Origin of the sequence: Photorhabdus tasmaniensis (genome assembly GCF_011189505.1) — a bacterium.
Classification (GTDB): Bacteria; Pseudomonadota; Gammaproteobacteria; order Enterobacterales; family Enterobacteriaceae; genus Photorhabdus; species Photorhabdus tasmaniensis.
In genome coordinates, this window is the sequence record NZ_PUJU01000046.1 from 1 (window position 1) to 21,289 (window position 21,289).

The window sequence follows — 21,289 nt, forward strand, 5'->3', positions numbered from 1 at the left end:
CCTGCTGATTACGGATATTGGTCTCCACCATATCCTTGATCACTTGTTTGCAGCTTTCGCCTTCACAGGTGCGGGCTTGGTGCGCAAAACTGTCCAGCTCATTCACGCTCAAAAAGTTATTCTCCACCGCATTCTTCCCAGCCTGAGCACCGGTAACGGCGCTGCCGGTAGAGTCTCCTGCAATTCCACCTGCCAGACCCGCCGCCAAGGTGGAGAGGGTGCTGATAGTCTGCTTTTCCTCTTCACTTAAGTCACTGACTTTAACATCTTCACCATGAAAATACTTCATCAGTGCCTGGGCGGCCAGTTCACCGGAAGCCCCACCCGCAGCGCCCGCCAATGCACTGTTCCCACTGGCTTCCGCAACCGCAGCTCCCAGAATCGCATGGGCCAGCGTATTGGTGGTGATGTCAACTTTACCGGTTTGCCGGTCGGTGGTCATATCCTTAATCACCCCGGCCAGATACGGTGAAGCCCCACCCGCCAGTGCCTGACCAATATCACCTCCAGCCAGCCCCTGAATGGCTGCCGTTGCAGCCTGTAAGGCGGTCTGGTATTTACCGCCGGTACCAAAGCCGGAATCATTCAGTGCCTGATTGTAAGCCGTGTTGTAGATTTGGTTTTTGATGTCATCCTCTGTTGGGGGGAGAGTACTGGTTTTCGCCAGTTTCGCTCTGGCATCCGCTTTGTCCTGCTCGTTGATATTCGCCATTTTCGCGTTAGCAGCTTTGGTGGCGATAATAGACCCTTCAGTACCGGCAATATCAATTACCTGTGCGCTGATTTCCCGAATGAGTTGTGCCTGTCTCAGGCGTTTCTGCTCTTTCTCTTTATCAAAGATAGGACTTAACGCATTGCCGGCATTATCCGTATCACGGCTCAGGGTGGTGATATCCTGCTGTTGATGGTCCTTATCCCGGATAGTAATCGTGCCGTCACTAACGGCAGCATGAGTGGTACTTTGGGCATGGCCTTCTTTATTCGCGCCCCCCAGGGTATTGGCGGCCAGATTACTCAGCAATGAGCTCCCTACCGGTCCGCCGGTGCTGAATCCGGCGCTCCGGTGTTCGGTTTTGAAATCCGCTTTGTTTTGAATATCCCCGAAGCTCAGGGTACCGGTCTCCAGGGTGTTTTTGTCTTTATCGGCGATACTAGCAATCACCGAACCGTCAAGCTGGGTGTGTTCACCCACTTTCACCTCATAGCCGCCTTTGCCGGCAAACAGCCCGGTCTGTTCCTGCACGGAGTCAAAGTTGCTGTGGATTTTGTCGCGGCCAATACTGAGACTCACTGTCCCATCAGTCTGAGGGCCTACCGTGACACTGACACCGGCACTGACGTTCTGCTGCTTCATATCGTAGCGGTTGCTGTCCTGCTCGCTGGTGAGCGTCAGGTTGCGTTTTACGTCGGTGGTAATCTGTTCGCCACTGACCTGGGCACCTTTGAGGGTGGCATCCCGGCCGGCATTGAGGATGACGGTTTGCCCCGCATCCACTGTGGTTTCGTTATGGCTGATGCCGTCATCGCTTTCACGGCCTTTGCCGTGGTTGACGTTAGCAGAGACATTCAAACCTGTGCCGCCTGGCCCGGCGGTGAAGCCTACGCCGAGTGAGCCGCCGCTACTGCTGTTTTTGCCGGTGGTCTGTTCGGTATTCTGACTGGAGGTCAGTTGGATATCCCGGTTGGCATTGAGTTGTAGGTCTTTGCCTGCCTGTAACTGACCGCCCTGAACACGGATATCGCCATTCTGATCAAGAGTGTCGTTGCCGGTAGCGGTGATATTAAGGTTATCCCCAGTGGTCAGGCTGCTGCCGTGTTGAGTGGTCTGGTGCTGTTTCTGCTCTGAACGGGAGGACTGGCTACCGTAGGACAGGTTGATACCCACCAGGTTGTTGTTGGTTTTGTTGTCACCGCCTTTGGCATCGGCCAGTCGGGCGGCCTGAACCGCCTGGACCCCGCTGAGGGCGGCTTTGGTGCCTTGTAAGGCTTTCAGTCGACTGTCACTTTCATTGCTGGCGGCTTTGACGGTTTGTACCGCAGTATTCACGGCACTGCCGGCTGTCCCGGACAGGGCCACAGTCAGACCGCTTTGTTTCTGTTCAGTTTTGGAGATAGCGGTATGGCTGTTTTCCGCGCTGGTGATATTGACATCTTGGCCGGTGAGGGTCATATCCCGGCCCGCGACCACATCACTGCCGTGAACGTTGAGCCGTTCTCCCGCGTTGAGAGTGACATTGCCCTGACTACTGCCAACGGTACTGCCTTTGCTGAGGTTGCTGTCGATGTCAGTGGTGGATTTTTGGCTGGCCTGACCGACGGTAAAGCCGATACCGCCGGTACCCATCAGGCCGGATTTTTTCTCTTTCCGCAGGTGTGTCTCGTGACGGGCTTCATCTGCGGTGGTGACGGTGAGCTGATTGCCGGCGGCCAGATTGACCTCCTGGGTGCCAGCCACGTTACTGCCGATGATGTTCATGTCATTACCAGCTTGCACGGTGACGCTGTCTCCGCTAAGGGTGGTGCTCACTGCCCGGCGCTCATGTATTTCGTCGTGGGTTTCGACTGATGATTTAGAGAGCAAACCTTTGCTGGTCTGTTTACTATGCTCGACCAGGTCTGATGAAGCGATACCGGCATTCAGGGTGAGATTGTTCCCTGCCTGGGCTGTCAGTTGCTGATCGGCATTTACATTAGCGGCGGTAGCATTGAGGTTATTGCCGGCTCGTAGTGCCAGGTTACCAGCGGTGGTTATTTGGCTGCCGGTGTCGTGCTCCTGCGTCAAATGGCGGTAGTTATCGTTCCCCCAATCGCCGTTTTCTGTGCGACGGGTGCGCAGGGTGTCCAATGTCAGGTCACGGCCTGCCGTTATCTCTGTCTGACTGTCTTTACCGGCGTTATCGACTTTGCTGGCAGTAAGTTGGACGTTGTTGATGGCTTTCAGCGACAAGGTACCCTGGTCATTCTGGACATAAATCCCCGCTGGGCGGTCCAGCCAGCGGTTAATATTGTCATCGCGCAGGGTAGAGGTACTGGTGATATCCCGGCCTGCCAGCGCAGAAACTCTATCTTGCCCTTGAATGCTGCCGCCCAGGTTGGTGATATCCTGCTGTGCGGTTAAATCTACTTTGCCGCCCTGAATAAAGCCACTGTTGGTTAGGTTTTTAGCGGTCAATCCGGTGACTTCACGTCCTCTGATGGCACCACTGTTGGTGATATCGACCCGGCTGTTTAGTACCACGTTACGACCGGATAACAGAGCGCCATCTCCGGTCAGGTCGCCTTTATTGACCCGGGCGTAGACCTGCGGCACGGTCACGGTCTGTGTTGTGCCATTCGGCAGGGTCACCGTCCGGTTGGTCAGCCAGATGATGTCCGAGGTGAGCAGAGACATTTGTGACGGACTCAGTGCGATACCTGGGGTCAGTTGTTGTTGCTTGCTGAAGGAGACCCCGGCTTCCATCAACGCTTTGAATTGGGCTTCATCGTTGTTGTGACCAGCCAGATAACGTTGGCCGGTCAACTGGGTGATTTGCTCACGTACCAGACGCTGTTCATAGAATCCGTCGCCTAGGCGTTTGTGGGTCAGTGCCGGATCATTGGTGAGCTGTTGTTGCATATAATCCGTGCCCAGCCATTTTTTATACTGGGTGAATTTGGGATCGGTTTCTACCAGATAGTGGCTGTCACTACCCGGTTGCACGATGTACAGGCTGTTATCCGGCAGGCGGGTATCTGGAGCCACGACACGGATAAGAGGCGAGACGACTTGTCCCTTGACCGTATCAGGCGGCAGTGTCAGTTCAAATTGTTGACCTGTCGGTAATACGAGCGGACGTTCAGCCAGTGTGCCACTGTTTGGCAGGGTAACGGTGGCGGGTGGCAGCACCCGTTCAGTCTGTTGGGCCGGTGAAAGTGATGGGTGTTCAACCAGAGCGTCTCTGTTCGGCAGTGCCACTGTGCCGGATGACAATACCAGCTCGGTTTGTTGACTCGTAGGAGAAAGAGTTGGGAGCTCAGGCAACGCGTCTCTGTTCGGCAGTGCCACTGTACCAGATGGTAATACCAGCTCAGTCTGTTGGCCCGTATGAGAAAATAATGGGCGATCAGCCGATGTGTTCCTGTCCGGCAGTGTGACTGTTTCCGTAGGGATAGTTACGGTGGTTCCTCGGTCGTCAGTCTGTGTCGGGATGTTGAGTGTGATGGCGTTGATAGTCGCGTTCGTGAACGTAACTTCACCGGCTTCCGCCATTCTTGAGGTCAGATTAATCCCAGCGGGTGAGTTCTGAACACTGCCCGTCTGCCGGTTACTGATCGTTATGCCGGCTGTATCTGGGCGGGTATTGGACTGCCAAGCCAGCGCTTTCAGGTCGATGGTTTCGGTTACCGGTGCCGGGTGATAATCGCTCCAACTTCTCCCCTGGGATGTTTTGGTGCCACGACCTTTGCGTTTTTTCTTTTTGGCGTACCAGCGGATCTGGTGGCCTTCATCCATGATAATGCGTTCACCTTTGGTAGCGTTGTTGTGCAGTTCATCAATATTACCGTCCAGTGTAGCGCCAGCCACGATTTGACTGTCATTGTTGGTCAACGTCGCACTATTCAGGGTCATATTGCCCCCTGCCAGAATTTTACCTGGATCGCTCTCTTTTATCTGGGTTTCTGTGATGGTATGAGTGTACTGGTACTCGTAAAATTCATTACTCCCGCTGCCATCAGGCATAATGGCGTCGTGCACACCGTATTTGTTTCGGTAGGATGTGTCTACTTGCGACCAGTCATAGCGGGTAGTGTGTTCGCTCAATACCGCTTCATGACGCTGGGATTTTTCTACTTCCACCACCTGTGTCACTAGTCGGTCATTGGTATTACGGATAATAGCGGCATCAATCCTTAGGTTACCGCCTGCCTCAATGGTTGCCGCGTGGTTGTTGAGCTTGCCGGTCTGACTGGTGGCGGCTAGGTTTTCATCCAGTTGTCCGCCGATGCGCATATCGCCCACGCTGTAAATCTGAGCATGGTTAAGGTTGTTTAGAGTCCCGGTAGCAATGTCCATTTGATCTCGAGCGGCAATGACAGCGGCTTTGCCATTCAGTGCGGTGTTATTGAGCGTGCCTGTCTGGAGGGCTATCTGGTCACCGTAAATACGTCCGGTGCCGGTGTTGTCCAGTATTTTGGTTATCAGATGGGTGAGATCGCCGTCAATAAGTCCCGTGTTAGTCAATGTGTCACGGATATTGAAGCGGGTTTTCTCGGCACTGATCTCCGCAGCTTGGGTGTTGGTGAGGTTTTTTGCTGCCAGATACGCCTGTCCGGCTTTAATTGTGCTGTCATTGATGATGTTGCCTGCGGTTTCCAGAGATAGCTTGCCGTTGGCGGCGATGTTATCAGTGTTGTGGAAATCCTGTTTTAACTTTATCTCCATATCGCCCTGTGATAACACCTGCCCGCCACCACTCAGAGTGTCAACTTTGATACTGGTTTTTTCACTCGCAATTAAAATGCCTTTTTGATTGTTAACCGTCAGTTTCTGATCTTCGTCTTCAATGGTGAGTTGCTTTCCACCAGAAATCAGTCCCTGTGTGTTATCCAGTGTCTGACTGACGATGGTTTGCAGGCTGTCGGCCCCCCGTAATGCGCCTTGAGTGTTATCCACTTGTTGAGCTTTAATGATCAGGTGTTGAGCTTCAGTTCCCCGCTCAGGATAATTAGTCTCCCGGTTAATCAGTTCTGCCGTGTCTAGAGTCAGCCGTTGGTCACCATGGATAAAGCCGTCAGTGTTGTTCGTTTGTTTCTTCGCGTTAAGTGTTGAGTCACCCACAGCGTTGATCTGTCCGTGACGGTTGTCGAGTTGCTGGGTATCCAGGTTCATGGTGCCTGCTGACAACAGTTTACCGTCCTTGTTATCTGTATCAGCCAATCCTGTGTCGATAACCAGTTTCCCACCCTGAATATGTCCGTGGCGGTTGTCCAGTTTGCCGCTGGTCACTGTTGTTCCCTTATCACCAATGATACGGCCGTGCTGGTTGTCCAGTAGCTGCTTGTTCGTGTCAATATTGACGGTTTCCGCCGACTGTAATTTGCCATTGTGGTTGGTGAGTGTTTGGCTGTGAATCTCCAATCCACCATTACCGGCAATATGACCATTGTTATTGATTAATGTCGTGCCGATGATGTCGGTTTTTCCGTCAGCAGCGATAAAACCGGTGTCATTATTTAACTCACCGATATCCAGCATCAAATCTCCCAGAGCAGACACTCTTCCTGATTTACCTTTGTCACCGTTGTTATCCAGGCGTTGGCCCTGGGTGTTCAGTCTCAGTGTTCCATCAGACCGGACGGTGCCTTTCAGGTTATTGAATGCTTGGGTAGTGAGCATAGTTTGTTGAGTGCCGACAATAGTGCCTTGGGTGTTATTCACGGCGGCGGTGTTCAGTGTTGCAACTTTACGACTGGTAATAGTGCCAGCCTGATTATGTAAATCACCGCTGGTGATCAGTATGTCGTCCTGGCTGTGAATGCCCTCTTGATCGTCACTGTTCTCATTAATCAGAACATGGCCGTGTGTATCAAGTGTCAGTTTACCTGCGGAATGTAACAGGCCGCCTCTGTTGTTAGTTTCATTCACTGATAATTCCAGTGCATCGGTTTCGCTGGAGAGGGTCCCGCGTTGATTTTTCAGTTCACCGCCGGTGATGGTTGTTTTTCCTGTGCCAATAATTACGCCATCATGGTTGTCGATTTCACCTGTTGTTAAGGTCATCGTCCCTTTACTGATAACACCACCGTTGTCGCCGCTTTGGGCGGTTGTCAGTTTTTTCCCGTGGGTGTCCAGCGTCATGTTGCCATCAGATTTTATCTTCCCACCGGTACTGTTAAGTTCTCCGCTGCTAAGTTGCAAGTTTTTATTACTGAGTATTGTGCCGCCCAGATTGTTTAATGTCTGTTTATGTGAATCAATGTCGGTTTCGTTGCCATGGATATATCCTCGGTCATTGGTGAGTTCACCTGTCATCAGTTTTAGGGTATCTTGCGCGACAATTCCGCCAACTTTACCGCTATCGGTATTAGTTAGTTTCTTCTGTTGTGTATCCAGTTTCAGGCTGGCTATAGATTTCATCAGCCCGCGTTGGTTGTTAACTGCCTGTGCTGTCAGGTCCGCTTTACCTTTCGAGAGGATTTTTCCGTCGGTGTTGTTGAGGTCATGGCTGATCAGTGTGATCTCGCTTTGTGAGCCTATCACGCCAGCAGTGTTATCGATTTCTCCAACTTTTAAAGTCAGGTCACTACCGCTGCGTATGCCATGGTTATTTCCACTTTGCGTTTGCGCGTTAGTCAGCTTCTGGCCGAGGGTATCAAGTGAAAGGGTGGTGCCGGATTCTAGCAAGCCGCCTGTATTGTCAGTTTCGTTCACGGTTAATGTCAGCGCACCTTTTTTGCTGACGAGTGTTCCACCCTGATTTTTCAATTCACCGCCAGTGACTGTTGTTGCTCCTGTACCAGTAATGGTTCCATCATGGTTGTCGATTTCACCAGTGGTCAGGGTGAGTGTGCCTTTACTGACAATACCCCCGTTTTTCCCGCTTTGTGCAGTGGTCAGTTTTTCTCCATGCGTGTCCAGCGTTATGTCGCCATCAGATTCTATTGTTCCTCCAGTACTGTTGAGTTCACCACTGTCGAGTTGCAGGTTTTTCTTACTGGTTATGGTGCCTGCTAAGTTGTTTAGCGCTTGCTGATGGGTGTTAATGTGGGTTGCGTTGCCACGGATAAATCCGCGGTCATTGATCAGTTTACCGGTGGTCAGTTCCAAGGCGTCTTGCGCTACAATCCCGCCGTTTTCACCGCTGTCAGTGTTGACCAGTTCCTGCTGCTGGGTATCCAGATCCAGACTGGCTGTGGATTGAATTAGTCCGCGTTGGTTGTTGACCGCTTGTGTTGTCAGGTCTGCTTTTCCCTTTGAAAGGATTTTTCCTTTGGTATTGTTGAGGTTCTGGCTGGTCAGTGTGGTTTCGCCTTGTGAATCTATCACACCAGTGGTGTTATCAATTTCACCGGCTTCCAGTGTTAGGTCACTGCCGCTGCGGATGCCGCGTTTTTCTCCGCTCTGGGCGTTAGTCAGCTTTTGGCCTTGAGTGTTGAGTGAAAGGGTGGTGCCGGATTTCAACAAGCCACCAGTGTTGTCCATTTCACCGGTTTTCAGTGTCAGTTGCTGATGCTGACTGACCATTGTACCGCCGGTGTTATCGACTATTCCTGCTGATGTCACTTCGAGTTGTTGATTAGCTGCTACGATCCCCTGATGGTTATCGATGGTACCTGCGGTCATGGTCAGGGTTCCCAGGCTGGAGATCCCCTGTTCAGGTTGGCTGTTACTGTTGGTTATAGTTCCTTTTTGTCCATCCAAGCTTAGATCTTTATCTGCATGAATAAAACCAGCTTTATTATTGATACCTTGAGCGGTCAGATTCATGTTGCCTGTGCTGATTATTCCCCGGTCTTTACCGCTGTTGCTGTTGGTTAGTAACTCACCTTGCGTATCCAATGTCAGGTCACCAGCGGATTGCATTAATCCGCCGCTGTTGTCAGTTTTGCCCACAGTTAATTTTAGTGCGCCGGTTTCGCTGGCAAGTGTCCCGCCCCGGTTGTTCAGTTCACCACCAGTAACCGTCGTTGTTCCTTTACCCATGATGACGCCATCATGGTTGTCGATTTCTCCGGTAGTCAGGGTGAGTATGCCTTGACTGAAAACACCACCTTTTTTCCCGCTTTGTGCAGTAGTCAGTTTTTCCCCATGTGTGTTCAGCGTCATATCACCAGCAGATTCTATCCTGCCACCCGTACTGTCTAACTCCCCGCTATCGAGTTTTAGATTTTTCTTACTGGCTATGGTGCCGGCTAAGTTGTTTAACGCTTGCTGATGGGTGTTAATGTGGGTTTGGTAACCACGGATAGATCCGCGGTCATTGATCAGTTTACCGGTAGTCAGTTCTAAGGAATCTTCAGCTATTATCCCGCCGTTTTCACCGCTGTCAGTGTTGACCAGTTCCTGCTGTTGGGTATCCAGATCCAGACTGGCTGCGGATTGTATCCGTCCACGTTGGTTGTTGACCGCTTGTGTTGTCAGGTCTGCTTTTCCCTTTGAAAGGATTTTTCCTTTGGTATTGTCGAGGTTCTGGCTGGTCAGTGTGGTTTCGCCTTGTGAATCTATCACACCAGTGGTGTTATCGATTTCTCCAGCTTCCAGTGTTAGGCCACTGCCGCTGAGAATGCCGCGTTTTTCTCCGCTCTGGGCGTTAGTCAGCTTTTGGCCTTGGGTGTTGAGTGAAAGGGTGGTACCGGATTTCAACAAGCCTCCGGTGTTGTCCATTTCACCGGTTTTCAGTGTCAGTTGCTGATGCTGACTGACCATTGTACCGCCAGTGTTATCGACTATTCCTGATGATGTCACTTTGAGTTGTTGATTAGCTGCTACGATCCCCTGATGGTTATCAATGGTACCTGCGGTCATGGTCAGGGTTCCCAGGCTGGAGATCCCCTGTTCAGGTTGGCTGTTACTGTTGGTTATAGTCCCTTTTTGTCCATCCAAGCTTAGATCTTTATCTGCATGAATAAAACCAGCTTTATTATTGATACCTTGAGCGGTCAGATTCATGTTGCCTGTGCTGATTATTCCCCGGTCTTTACCGCTGTTGCTGTTGGTTAGTAGCTCACCTTGCGTATCCAATGTCAGGTCACCAGCGGATTGCATTAATCCGCCGCTGTTGTCAGTTTTGCCCACAGTTAATTTTAGTGCGCCGGTTTCGCTGGCAAGTGTCCCGCCCCGGTTGTTCAGTTCACCACCAGTAACCGTCGTTGTTCCTTTACCCATGATGACGCCATCATGGTTGTCGATTTCTCCGGTAGTCAGGGTGAGTATGCCTTGACTGAAAACACCACCTTTTTTCCCGCTTTGTGCAGTAGTCAGTTTCTCCTCATGTGTGTTCAGCGTCATATCACCGGCAGATTCTATCCTGCCACCCGTACTGTCTAACTCCCCGCTATCGAGTTTTAGATTTTTCTTACTGGCTATGGTGCCGACTAAGTTGTTTAACGCTTGCTGTTGGGTATCCAGATCCAGACTGGCTGCGGATTGTATCCGTCCACGTTGGTTGTTGACCGCTTGTGTTGTCAGGTCTGCTTTTCCCTTTGAAAGGATTTTTCCTTTGGTATTGTCGAGGTTCTGGCTGGTCAGTGTGGTTTCGCCTTGTGAATCTATCACACCAGTGGTGTTATCGATTTCACCGGCTTCCAGTGTTAGGTCACTGCCGCTGCGAATGCCGCGTTTTTCTCCGCTCTGGGCGTTAGTCAGCTTTTGGCCTTGAGTGTTGAGCGAAAGAGTAGAGCCGGATTTCAGCAGTCCACCAGTGTTATCAACGGTTCCAGATGTCACTTTGAGTTGCTGATCGGCTGCCACAGTTCCTTGATGATTATCGATGGCATCTGCGGTTAGAGTTAAGTTCTCTGAGCTTAGTATGCCCTGTTCGGGCTGACTGTTACGGTTGGTTATAATGCCTTTCTGCCCATCAAGGATCAGGTTTTTGCCCGCATGGATCAGGCCTGCATCATTGTTGACGCCTTGGGTGGTCAGCGTCATGTTGCCTGTACTGATTATACCCTGGCCTTTGCCGCTGTTGGTGTTGGTGTTGGTGTTGGTCAGCAGTCCACCTTGTGTATCCAATGTCAGGTCACCAGCGGATTGCATTAATCCGCTGGTGTTGTCAGTTTTGTTTACGGTTAAGGTCAGGGAGCCGGTTTTGCTAGCAAGTTTTCCGCGCTGGTTGTGCAATTCACCACCGGTGACGGTTGTTGTTCCTGTACCAATAATTGAGCCATCTTGGTTGTCAATTTCACCGATGGTTAAGGTCAGCGTTCCTTCACTGGCCACGCCACCCATGTTACTACTTTGGGCTGTGGTCAGCTTTTTCCCGTGAGTGTTCAGCGTCATATTGCCATCAGATTTTATCTTCCCTCCGGTACTGTTAAATTCTCCACTGTCGAGTTGCAGGTTTTTCTTACTGGCTATGGTGCCGCTTTGGTTACTCAGTGCTTGCTGGTGGGTGTCAACGTTGATGCCATGACCTTGAATAAGGCCAGCATCATTATTCAGTGTACCGCTGGAAATCCGTAATGAATCTTTGGCAATGATACCGCCTGTTTTGCCGCTGTCGGTACTCGTCAGGGCTTGGTTTTGGGTATCCAGTAACAGAGTGGACTCCGATTGTATTTGTCCACGGGTATTATCCAATGCTTGTGTGGTCAGCTCTGCCATCTGCTGCGATAACAATTTGCCGTCTGTGTTGTCAACGTTACCGGCGTTAAGAGTGGTTTTTCCTTTAGCAGAAATGATGCCGGCAGTGTTGTTGATATCACCTGTATGGAGTTCTAGTCCGCCGTTACTTAATAATGTGCCTTTTTGGTCATCACTGTTAGTGTTAGTCAGCTTTTGTCCGTGCGTATTCACTATCATGTCACTGCCGGATTGTAATAGACCCGCCGTGTTGTCTAGTTCACCGCTGTTTAGGGTCAGTTTTTCTTGGGCAATAACCTTCCCTGCGGTATTGATGAATTTATGTCCTTTTGTCTGGATGTCTATCCGTTGAGCGTGTAATTGTCCTTGATGGTTATTCAGATTTTCTGTTGTGATCGTCAGCTTTTTCCCTTCATTGAAAAGGGTGCCGCCGCTGTTGCTTAATTTTTGGGTGTTGAGTACCAGGTCGCCTTTGCCAGTCTGATTAATTTCCCCCTGATTGTTAGATAAATCTGGTGTGGTTAAGTTGATTTCCCGTGCCACCAATTTACCGCCATCATTGTTAAACTGACCTAGTGTTTTAGCCGTAAAGCGGTCAGCAGTGACTGTGGAATTGGAGGTGCTAATCTCGTTTTGACTGGCAATGAGTTGAATGTCATTGGCAGAGGTTTGGCTGCCGCTGAGATCAATCTTTTTACTCTGTACTTCTAGGGTATTGGTTGCCAGATTTTGTCCATTGGCTTGAATTTGCTGTTTAGCGCTCAGTGTTAGCGAACCGGGCTGCGTGGCTTTCCCTTTATCATCAATACCAGCAGCCAGAATACTGCCATTGCCACTTTGTATTGTGTTCGCTGTTATTGTGGTATTGCCTCGTGCTTCAATCGTGCCGCTGTTTTGCAGTTGTCCCCCAGATTTTAAGGTGACAGTGGATTGTGACAGGAGTTTGCCCTGGTTTTCTAAATCTGAGGTATTGGTTAATTTCAGAGCGCTATTGCTGTTGAATGTGCCGCTGTTCTCAATTCGTCCATCAATCGTAAGGCGTACTTCGCCAGCTGTTGTTCCGATGCTACCGGCGTTACGTACGCCCACGCCAGCCTCTGTTCCTACCAGCGTGATTTTATTGGCATACATGCCACCGAGTGCGGCTACATCCAGCGTAAATTTCGGGAGCTTACTGTCGTCAGCAGATTTTTTCTCAATGTTCTTGTGTGCTGCGTCAACGATATTACGCCCGGTAGTGACTTTCAGATCCTGAGCATGTAGCTTGCCGTTGATTACCACCGAACGGGCAATAATTTCCGTGTAATTTTGTTGTGAGCTGTCCATGCCCAGATCTTCAATGCGTACTTCCCCCCGGCTGATATCAAAGCCTTTTATTCGGCCTTGTTCCATCATCGCTTGCCCGGTGGTGAGTGTTGTGCGGTGGGCGTTGATAAATCCGCAACCGTTACAGGTGATACCTGCCGGGTTGGCAATGATCACTTCGGCTTTGCGCCCGGCGACTTCAATCCAGCCATTGAGTTTGCTTGGGTCGATGCTGTTCACTTCATTCAGAATAATTTTGGCTTCTGCTTTGGCGAGCCATGGGTTTCCTGCCACCATACCGGCTAGTTGAGTTTGGGTAGCATTGTGACTGTTATTAAGAATGGCTCCTTGTTTATCTATATCAAATTGGCTGTAAGTATTGCGCGAAACACCAGCAGCGCTGGGGGTTTGAATATTGATTTGTGGCGTGCCGTTTGCGCTGCTAAGGATAGTCGGTTGTTGATTACCCGGTGCTTGTCGGTCAGCCACAATGTCTGCTTGTGCGGTCAGAGAAATACAACCGGTTGCCAACAACAAATTTAGCCTTAACGCTGTTAGCCGACAAAGGCATTGTGATGATTGCCGACGGCTACGGCGGCGTACCGTACTACCTTGCCCGGAGGTAGCAATATCAGCCACGACCATCAACATGTTCCGGGCTTTATTAAAGATAATGCGATACAGGTGCTTGTTCATTGTTTTTCTCCGCTAACACGCTTTATATCTGCTACGCTCTGGCAGCATTGTTATTCTGAATTAGTACTGCCAGTACAAATTGAATCCGGTTGTGACCGGTGAAGTTTTAAAGCCATCCGGTTTGGATAGGGGAATACCGGCAAACAGGTCATAGCTCACGCTTTGCAAACTGCCTCGCCAACCCAGGACGCTACCAGCAAGGCGTTTTCCCAACTGTTTTTCGCTCCCCGGTCCGCCAATTTCGCCATAATCCATTCCCATGTACAGGGATTGACCATTCAGTGGTGTTTGCCATTCCAGCTCGTTACGGCTGTACCAGCCACGATCTGCATTCAATGTCCGTTCCCCGTCAAATCCGCGTACAGTCCAGCGATTGCCAATCGAAAATTGATCCTGTGGTGTCAACTGTCTGGCGCTGATTTGACGCATGTATTGGGTTTTGTAGGAAAATGACTGGGAAAATAAGGTAAATGGCGCGGAAAGCGCGGCAGAAAACTGGGTTGTTTTAAGTAGAGCGGTAGCTTCACCGAGGATCTCTTCTGGGGCTGGTTGAGCACCAAACCAACGTGTTCCCTGCTGGTAAGTCACTCCCGTATCCAGTGTCGCACTGCCGATGTAGTGACGATGGGATAAACCCAGTTTCCAACCGGCAGTGTCCCGTCGCTGTACACCTATCTCAGTATCATCAGTGAAACTTCTGGATGTACGACGATAAATTTCTCCGTTAAGGGAGGTTTTTTGGCTGGCGTTACGATGTAAGACCCGACTTAACTGGAAATTCAGGTTGTTGCTTTTACCTCTGTATTTAACATCTTGGTGTAGCCCTGCTACCGTTTGGTTATAAGCATAATTACTGGCAGTTATGCCTGCGGTCCAATATCCCACAGGCAGTGAGTAGTGAATGGTGTAGTTTTTGCTGCCGCGACCGGAGGGAGAATGTATATCGCGCCCACCGGAAATATAAAATAGATCACTCAACGCCAGCGGGTTATGCAGATATAAAGTTAATCCACCTTGGTAGCGCCCGGTGCTTTCAGAGCCTGAATCATCCATATAGGTGGCTAACTGCCAATGTCGTGATTGACGCCAGTCCAGCACAATATCGCTTTCTCCTGGTTGTTCACCCGGTACGATTTCCATATTGGCTTGCACGGTAGAAAAACGTTGTAAATTTTCCAATCCCTGCTCGATATCCCGTAAATCAAGCAGTTTTCCTTCACGAGGGGGAAATGTGGTTACCTGTTGGATATAACTTCCGCTTTCGGCGGTATAGCGGATATGCCGGATTTTGCCCGGTATCACCACCAATTTTAATATCTTAGAATTAAGATGCTGATTGGGAGCTAATACTCTGCTGGTGACATAGCCATGGCTGATTAACCGGTTTTGTATCCGGGTCATCAACACATTAATCCCCTGAGTGCCCAGGCATTGGTTTTCGCCCTTCTGGGCTAGACGCTTCAGAGGTAACCAGTGAGGAAAATTTTCTGTTCCTTCAAGAACAACACGCGTAATGGGAAAACAGGGCGTATCGACCGGAAATTCAGAAGGTACTGTTTTTTCAGGTATAGACGCTGGTGGTGGTGCTAATTGGGCCTCTAGGGCTTTCTGACGTTCCTGTTGATGAATAAGTTGTTGATCTGATATTTCGATGGTTTTAGCACTGGTAGTAACAATAAGAAAGCCAGTAAAAACAATAACCTTTTTTTGCATTATTCTTTAGCATCCTGCACACGTCATGTAATTTTTGGGGCGCTATTAGTCATTAATTTTACTTAATAATCAATATGTAAGACTTACTTTATCGCTATGGATAAGACGTATGGCTTCCTTTTAATTTTCAATAAAAACAATGACTTATATTTAATTGAAAAATAATGGATAATATAAAAAATGATATTAATCAATTGGTTAAATGAATAATGTAGGCATTTCTAATTCAATCCTATTTATTGATAAATATGTGATATATGTCACTGAGATTATTATTATATAATTATAGTTAAAATAACTTAAGGAATTATATCTTTGGGTATTAAGTCGTGAGGGATTTTATTTTTATTATTATTGCAGGGTGCTTATTTTTCGGCAAATATGCCAAAAAATAAGCTATTACTGGTTGAGAGATGGTAGTAGATATTTTAACTTATTATTCTTCTTGCTCGTTTTTCTCGTTTGATTTGCTGTTGGCCGTCAACAAATAAGGCGATTGTTGCCAGCGGCTGGGTGTTAATTGCAACAGGTTATGTGCCAGAATAAAACCAATTGCTAAAGCCAGTAAAATCATGATTCTAAGTAGGTTAGTAGTGTTGTCCACCTGTTTGGACTCTGTCGCCAGTTTGTGAGTGTCTAGTGTCAGGCGCAGAAAACCTTTTGGTTCTTCTTTTCCTGGAATAGGAACGACTATCTGGTGGTTAAAATAGCTGCCGGCTTTTTTACCATCCAAAGATAAGCGATCCCGTACCGATACATTTTCTCCGCTATGGGCAACTTGTGTCCCATTGTTAAGATAGACACTGGCGTCAAGTATGCGGCTGTTTTTGGTCAGGTAGTGCAAATTAGCCAGTATCTGTTCATTATTAAGATCTTTGCTGCCACTCTCCATATAATCGGATAAGCTGAATGCGACTTGTTTTGCCAGGGTTTTCGCCAATTCCTCAAATTGATCCATCTGGGCCTGTTGGTGAGAACGGCTAAAATAAGAAACGCCCTGCATTAGAGATGCTAATAACGCAATACAAATCAATATAATAGCTGTTTTATGCAGTCGAAATTTTAATTTAGCTTTGGTCATGGTTATTTCTTCCAAGCGTTGGTCAACTCAATGTTGCCATATGCAATATAGGGAGGATAGTTTGAAATGCGATTTTTTGCTGCCAGAGTCATGTGGGATTACAGGAGTAGGGATTAATGTCTAATAACCTGGCTTATCGCTATTTGCCGGAAGAGGTCCATAAGTGGCCAGGATTACCACTTTCGTTAAGTGGGGAGGAGGTTATGCCATTGGATTACCGGGCTGGTGACAGTGGCTGGTTGATATATGGCCGTGGTCTGGATAAACAACGTATCAGTAATTTTCAGCACCGGCTTGGCGCTGCTATTGTCATCGTCTCTTCATGGCGTATTGATGATTATCAGGTGGTACGTATTGCCGGAAGTTTGACTTCGCGTATTAAGAGACTGGCTGATGAGTGTCGGCTGGACGTGGTTCCTTTGGGGCAGATCCCACGGTTGCGATCACCAGGTTTGCTGGTAATGGATATGGATTCAACGGCAATTCAAATTGAATGTATTGATGAAATTGCCCGTTTGGCCGGCGTAGGTGACAAAGTAGCCGAAATTACCGAGCGGGCAATGCAAGGGGAACTGGATTTTTCTGATAGTCTGCGGGAGCGGGTTGCTCAACTTGCTGGGGCTGATGCTGACATTTTGCGGCAGGTTGCGCAAGATTTGCCGCTTATGCCGGGGCTGACCAGTTTGGTGCGTAAGTTACAATCTTTTGATTGGCATGTAGCAATCGCATCGGGGGGTTTTACCTATTTTGCCGACCATTTGCGCCAGAATTTACGTTTAGTTGCTGCGGTAGCAAACCAATTAGAAGTCAAAAACAGCAAGTTAACAGGTAAGGTTATCGGGCCAATTGTTGATGCTAAATATAAGGCTGCCACATTGATGAAGCTGGCGAAAAAATTGGATATCCCGTTGGAACAAACTGTCGCTATTGGTGATGGTGCCAATGATCTGAAAATGATTCGCAAAGCGGGGCTAGGTATTGCCTATCATGCTAAACCGAAAGTTTATGCACAGTCGAAAGTGACAATTCGTCATGCTGATCTAATGGGAGTACTGTGTGTGTTAAGTGGCGGTCTTAAACACGAAGAACGTTAATAAAATCGTTTTAGGGAGTACAGAGTGGCGAAAGCAGCAAAACGGGCGTTTGTCTGTAATGAGTGTGGGGCGGATTATCCGCGCTGGCAGGGGCAGTGTAGTGCATGTCATGCCTGGAATACCATTACTGAGGTACGTTTAGCCGCAGTATCTTCCTCTCGTAATGATAAGTTCAGTGGTTATGCGGGAGATGCTGGTGTCAGCAGGGTTCAGAAATTATCAGAGATTAGTCTGGAAGAGCTTCCCCGTTTTTCCACTGGATTTAAAGAGTTCGATCGGGTTCTTGGCGGTGGTGTTGTACCCGGTAGTGCGATTCTGATTGGCGGGAACCCCGGCGCAGGGAAAAGTACCTTATTGTTACAGACGATGTGTCAGTTGTCCGCACAGATGAAAACCTTATATGTCACTGGAGAGGAATCATTACAGCAGGTTGCGATGCGTGCGCACCGGTTGGGGCTGCCGGTTGATAATCTGAATATGCTGTCAGAAACAAGTATTGAGCAGATTTGTCTGATTGCGGAACAGGAGCAGCCAAAACTGATGGTGATTGACTCCATCCAGGTGATGCATATGGCGGATATTCAATCTTCTCCAGGGAGTGTCGCTCAGGTCAGGGAAACCGCCGCTTATCTTACCCGGTTTGCCAAAACCCGCGGTGTTGCCATTGTTATGGTAGGCCATGTAACCAAGGATGGCTCTCTGGCGGGCCCGAAAGTGTTGGAACACTGTATTGACTGTTCAGTGATGCTTGATGGTGAAGCTGATTCCCGCTTTCGTACTTTACGCAGCCATAAAAACCGTTTTGGTGCTGTCAATGAGCTTGGAGTGTTCGCCATGACAGAACAAGGATTGCGCGAAGTCAGTAACCCATCAGCGATTTTCCTTAGCCGTGGTGATGAAATTACAGCAGGCAGTTCCGTCATGGTGGTGTGGGAGGGGACTCGTCCTCTATTGGTGGAAATTCAAGCGCTGGTAGATCATTCGATGATGACCAATCCACGGCGGGTGGCTGTAGGTTTGGAGCAAAACCGGTTGGCTATTTTGTTGGCGGTTCTTCATCGTCACGGTGGCTTGCAAATGTCCGATCAGGATGTGTTTGTCAATGTGGTTGGTGGGGTTAAGGTCGCGGAAACCAGCGCGGATCTCGCTTTACTTCTCTCTTTAGTCTCCAGTTTTCGCGACCGGCCTTTGCCACATGATTTGGTTGTATTTGGTGAGGTGGGGCTGGCCGGTGAAATTCGTCCTGTACCCAGTGGGCAGGAACGGATATCCGAAGCGGCTAAACATGGTTTCAAACGGGCAATAGTGCCTTATGCCAATATGCCGAAAAAAGAGCTGCCAGGGATGAAAGTTTTCGGTGTGAAAAAGTTGGCAGATGCGTTATCTGTTATGGAAGATCTTGATTAAACAGGAGGAGATATGGGCCAATTTGGCTACCTTAAAGAAGCGATCAAACAAACAGGTTGTACGTTGCAACAAGTTGCTGATGCAAGCGGTATGACCAAAGGTTATCTCAGCCAGTTAATTAATGATAAAATCAAAAGTCCCAGTGCCCAAAAACTGGCATCTCTCCATAACTATTTAGGGGTGCAATATCCTGTGCAACATAAAACGGTTGGGGTGATATTCGGTAAGTTCTATCCATTGCATACCGGGCATATCTATCTGATTCAACGGGCTTGTAGTCAGGTAGATGAGTTACATATCATCCTTTGCCATGATGAGCCCAGAGATAAGGCGTTGTTTATGAGCAGCTCCATGTCGCAGCAACCGACGGTCAGTGATCGCCTGCGTTGGTTACTTCAAACGTTTAAGTATCAAAAAAATATTCATATTCACTCTTTTGATGAACAGGGAATTGAGCCATATCCACATGGTTGGGACGTGTGGAGTAAAGGCATGAAAGCCTTTATGTCAAAAAAAGGGATTAATCCAAGTTATATTTATTCCAGTGAAGCTCAGGATACTCCCCGTTATAAAGAGCAATTGGGAATTGAGACTATTCTTATCGATCCACAGCGCTCGTTTATGAAGATCAGTGGCCGGCATATTCGTCAGGATCCATTCCGTCATTGGGAATATATCCCTACAGAGGTAAAGCCTTTCTTTGTGCGTACTGTGGCAATTCTCGGTGGGGAATCCAGTGGTAAATCCACATTGGTTAACAAATTGGCAAATATTTTTAATACTACCAGTGCCTGGGAATATGGTCGTGATTATGTTTTTTCTCATCTGGGAGGCGATGAGATGGCGCTGCAATATTCAGACTATGACAAAATCGCGTTGGGACAAGCTCAATATATTGATTTCGCAGTAAAATATGCGAATAAAGTTGCATTTGTCGATACTGATTTCGTGACTACCCAAGCATTCTGTAAGCGGTATGAAGGACGTGAACATCCGTTTGTTCAGGCATTGATTGATGAATACCGATTTGATTTGGTCATTTTATTGGAAAACAACACACCTTGGGTTTCTGACGGTTTGCGTAGTCTTGGCAGCGAGCAGGATCGTAAAGCGTTCCAGCAATTGTTGGAAGATATGCTGAAAGACAACAATATTGGATATGTAAATGTAAATTCACCAGACTATGATCAGCGTTTTCTGCACTGTATAGAGCTAATTCAACAACTTTTAGCTGTTAATCCTAAGCAACAAGTTAGTTGAATCGTTTATAATTAGATTCATATATAATATTTTATATGATAAATTAATAAATATATTCAATGTATATCCAACCACAATTCATATTGTGGTTGGATGTTTTTATTACCTATAAGTAATAAAATATATAATAGCTATTAATATTTTTGATACTTCTATTGATTATTTATTTCTTGAATAAAAGTAAAATTAATAATTAAATACTTCCATGTTGATTTTTAAATAAAAGTTTTTATATTTGTGATTTATTTTCGAATAAGATAAGGTTGGTTTTTTTATTAAAAATTTAAACGTTTGATGTGTTGTTGTGTTGTTGTTATATGGAAATTAAATATCAATTTTAACACATTGTTATTATGTTAAGGTGTTTTTATATATATAAAATTATTTGTCTGATGTTATTTTTGTATTTGCACTAACAAAATAATGGCCTATTGTTAATGAGTGGTTGATAGAAGTGGGCTGTTCTTGCTTAGTAAAATTTTAATTTTAGCATACAGATAGCCATTTGAAATAGTCACTGGTAGAAATATTGATCAACTTTTAGTTGAGATATTTCTTATATGATTTCCCCTCGTTTGTGTAATCTTATAATGATGAATATCTGTATTTTTACGGATTGCTCTGGCTGCAAGTGTTACTGATAATGCCAGATTTCTTACACTATTATGCTGAGATAATGAATTTGAATCAAATTGCTACGATTGAAGCCATTGATATTTCACATGGTTTTTCTAACAGTAAAGCTAACCAGAAAATGATTTTAGACATCACTCTTTCTATTTTTCCAGGTGAATTTACTTTGGTTACTGGGGATCTCAGTTCGGGAAAAAGCACTTTCCTGGCAACGATTTCTGGGTTATTGCGTCTCGATAGAGGAAAAATATTAATTGCTGATAAAGAATTGGGTAAACTGAATAACAGCGAATTAGATAGATTCCATTTGATGAATTGTGGTTTTATCTTTCAAAGAGTTAATTTATCTAATGAACTTACAGTCATAGATAATTTGCTATTATCTCTGTCCTGTGGAATTACAACTTCTCATCAGGAAGCCATGACCAGGGCAACTAAGGCACTCAATATTGTTGGTCTGAAACACAAGAAAGATATATATCCCAATGAATTACGTGATAATGAAAAACAACGGGTAGCAATAGCCAGAGCTATTGTGAAAAGTCCCTTGTATTTGTTTGCTGACGAGCCCACCAGTTATCTTGATAATTATGACTGTCAGGTAGCTATTGATATCTTAAGTTTTATTGCTCATAACCAAAGAGGAACGGTTGTTGTGGCTTCACAGGATAATAGGCTTATTAGGCATGCGGATCGTATTATTACCTTGAAAGAAGGAAAGATTATCCATGATACTCATCTTACTCATAACATAATGAATAAAACTACGCGTTTATATGCAAATAATTGACAGAGAAATGGCCTGCTATCAGGCCA

At 47.3% G+C, this 21,289-nt stretch carries 7 protein-coding genes; 4 read left to right on the top strand and 3 right to left on the bottom strand.

Going from position 1 to position 21,289, the window contains the following annotated elements; translation table 11 throughout:
* The 3 genes from C5471_RS17785 to C5471_RS17795 all read right to left on the bottom strand — a co-directional run.
* On the bottom strand, positions 1–13,285 hold a 13,285-nt coding region (locus tag C5471_RS17785), incomplete at its 3' end, for a two-partner secretion domain-containing protein (protein WP_166296222.1).
* A 60-nt stretch (positions 13,286–13,345) separates the two neighbouring features.
* A complete protein-coding gene (locus C5471_RS17790; protein ID WP_133816344.1) occupies positions 13,346–14,998 on the bottom strand; it encodes a ShlB/FhaC/HecB family hemolysin secretion/activation protein in 1,653 nt (550 codons plus the stop codon).
* A gap of 436 nt (positions 14,999–15,434) precedes the next feature.
* Entirely contained in the window at positions 15,435–16,079 is a 645-nt protein-coding gene (locus tag C5471_RS17795) for a YtjB family periplasmic protein (protein WP_133816345.1), read from the bottom strand.
* Positions 16,080–16,195: 116 nt separating this feature from the next.
* Here C5471_RS17795 and serB point away from each other — a divergent pair, with 116 nt between their 5' ends.
* The 4 genes from serB (at position 16,196) to C5471_RS17815 (ending at position 21,263) form a co-directional block, all read left to right on the top strand.
* Positions 16,196–17,173: a phosphoserine phosphatase gene (gene serB, locus C5471_RS17800; RefSeq protein ID WP_133816346.1), complete on the top strand. Its 978-nt coding sequence runs from the start codon at positions 16,196–16,198 to the stop codon at positions 17,171–17,173.
* A gap of 24 nt (positions 17,174–17,197) precedes the next feature.
* Positions 17,198–18,580 (top strand): DNA repair protein RadA, encoded by a 1,383-nt coding sequence (gene radA, locus C5471_RS17805; RefSeq protein ID WP_133816347.1) that lies wholly within the window; start codon positions 17,198–17,200, stop codon positions 18,578–18,580.
* Between the two features lie 12 nt (positions 18,581–18,592).
* Positions 18,593–19,840, top strand: coding sequence for a multifunctional transcriptional regulator/nicotinamide-nucleotide adenylyltransferase/ribosylnicotinamide kinase NadR (nadR, locus tag C5471_RS17810; protein WP_133816348.1), 1,248 nt, complete (start codon positions 18,593–18,595; stop codon positions 19,838–19,840).
* 643 nt (positions 19,841–20,483) lie between these two features.
* The gene (locus tag C5471_RS17815) at positions 20,484–21,263 is read left to right on the top strand and encodes an ABC transporter ATP-binding protein (protein ID WP_242688766.1); all 780 of its coding nucleotides are present in this window, start codon (positions 20,484–20,486) and stop codon (positions 21,261–21,263) included.
* Positions 21,264–21,289 lie beyond the last annotated feature (26 nt).

What these genes read in the sequence shown, in the direction of transcription:
- C5471_RS17790 (WP_133816344.1), bottom strand. Translation starts at nt 14,998, where the DNA reads ATGCAAAAAAAGGTTATTGTTTTTACTGGCTTTCTTATTGTTACTACC.
- C5471_RS17795 (WP_133816345.1), bottom strand. Translation starts at nt 16,079, where the DNA reads ATGACCAAAGCTAAATTAAAATTTCGACTGCATAAAACAGCTATTATA.
- serB (WP_133816346.1), top strand. Translation starts at nt 16,196, where the DNA reads ATGTCTAATAACCTGGCTTATCGCTATTTGCCGGAAGAGGTCCATAAG.
- nadR (WP_133816348.1), top strand. Translation starts at nt 18,593, where the DNA reads ATGGGCCAATTTGGCTACCTTAAAGAAGCGATCAAACAAACAGGTTGT.
- C5471_RS17815 (WP_242688766.1), top strand. Translation starts at nt 20,484, where the DNA reads ATGCCAGATTTCTTACACTATTATGCTGAGATAATGAATTTGAATCAA.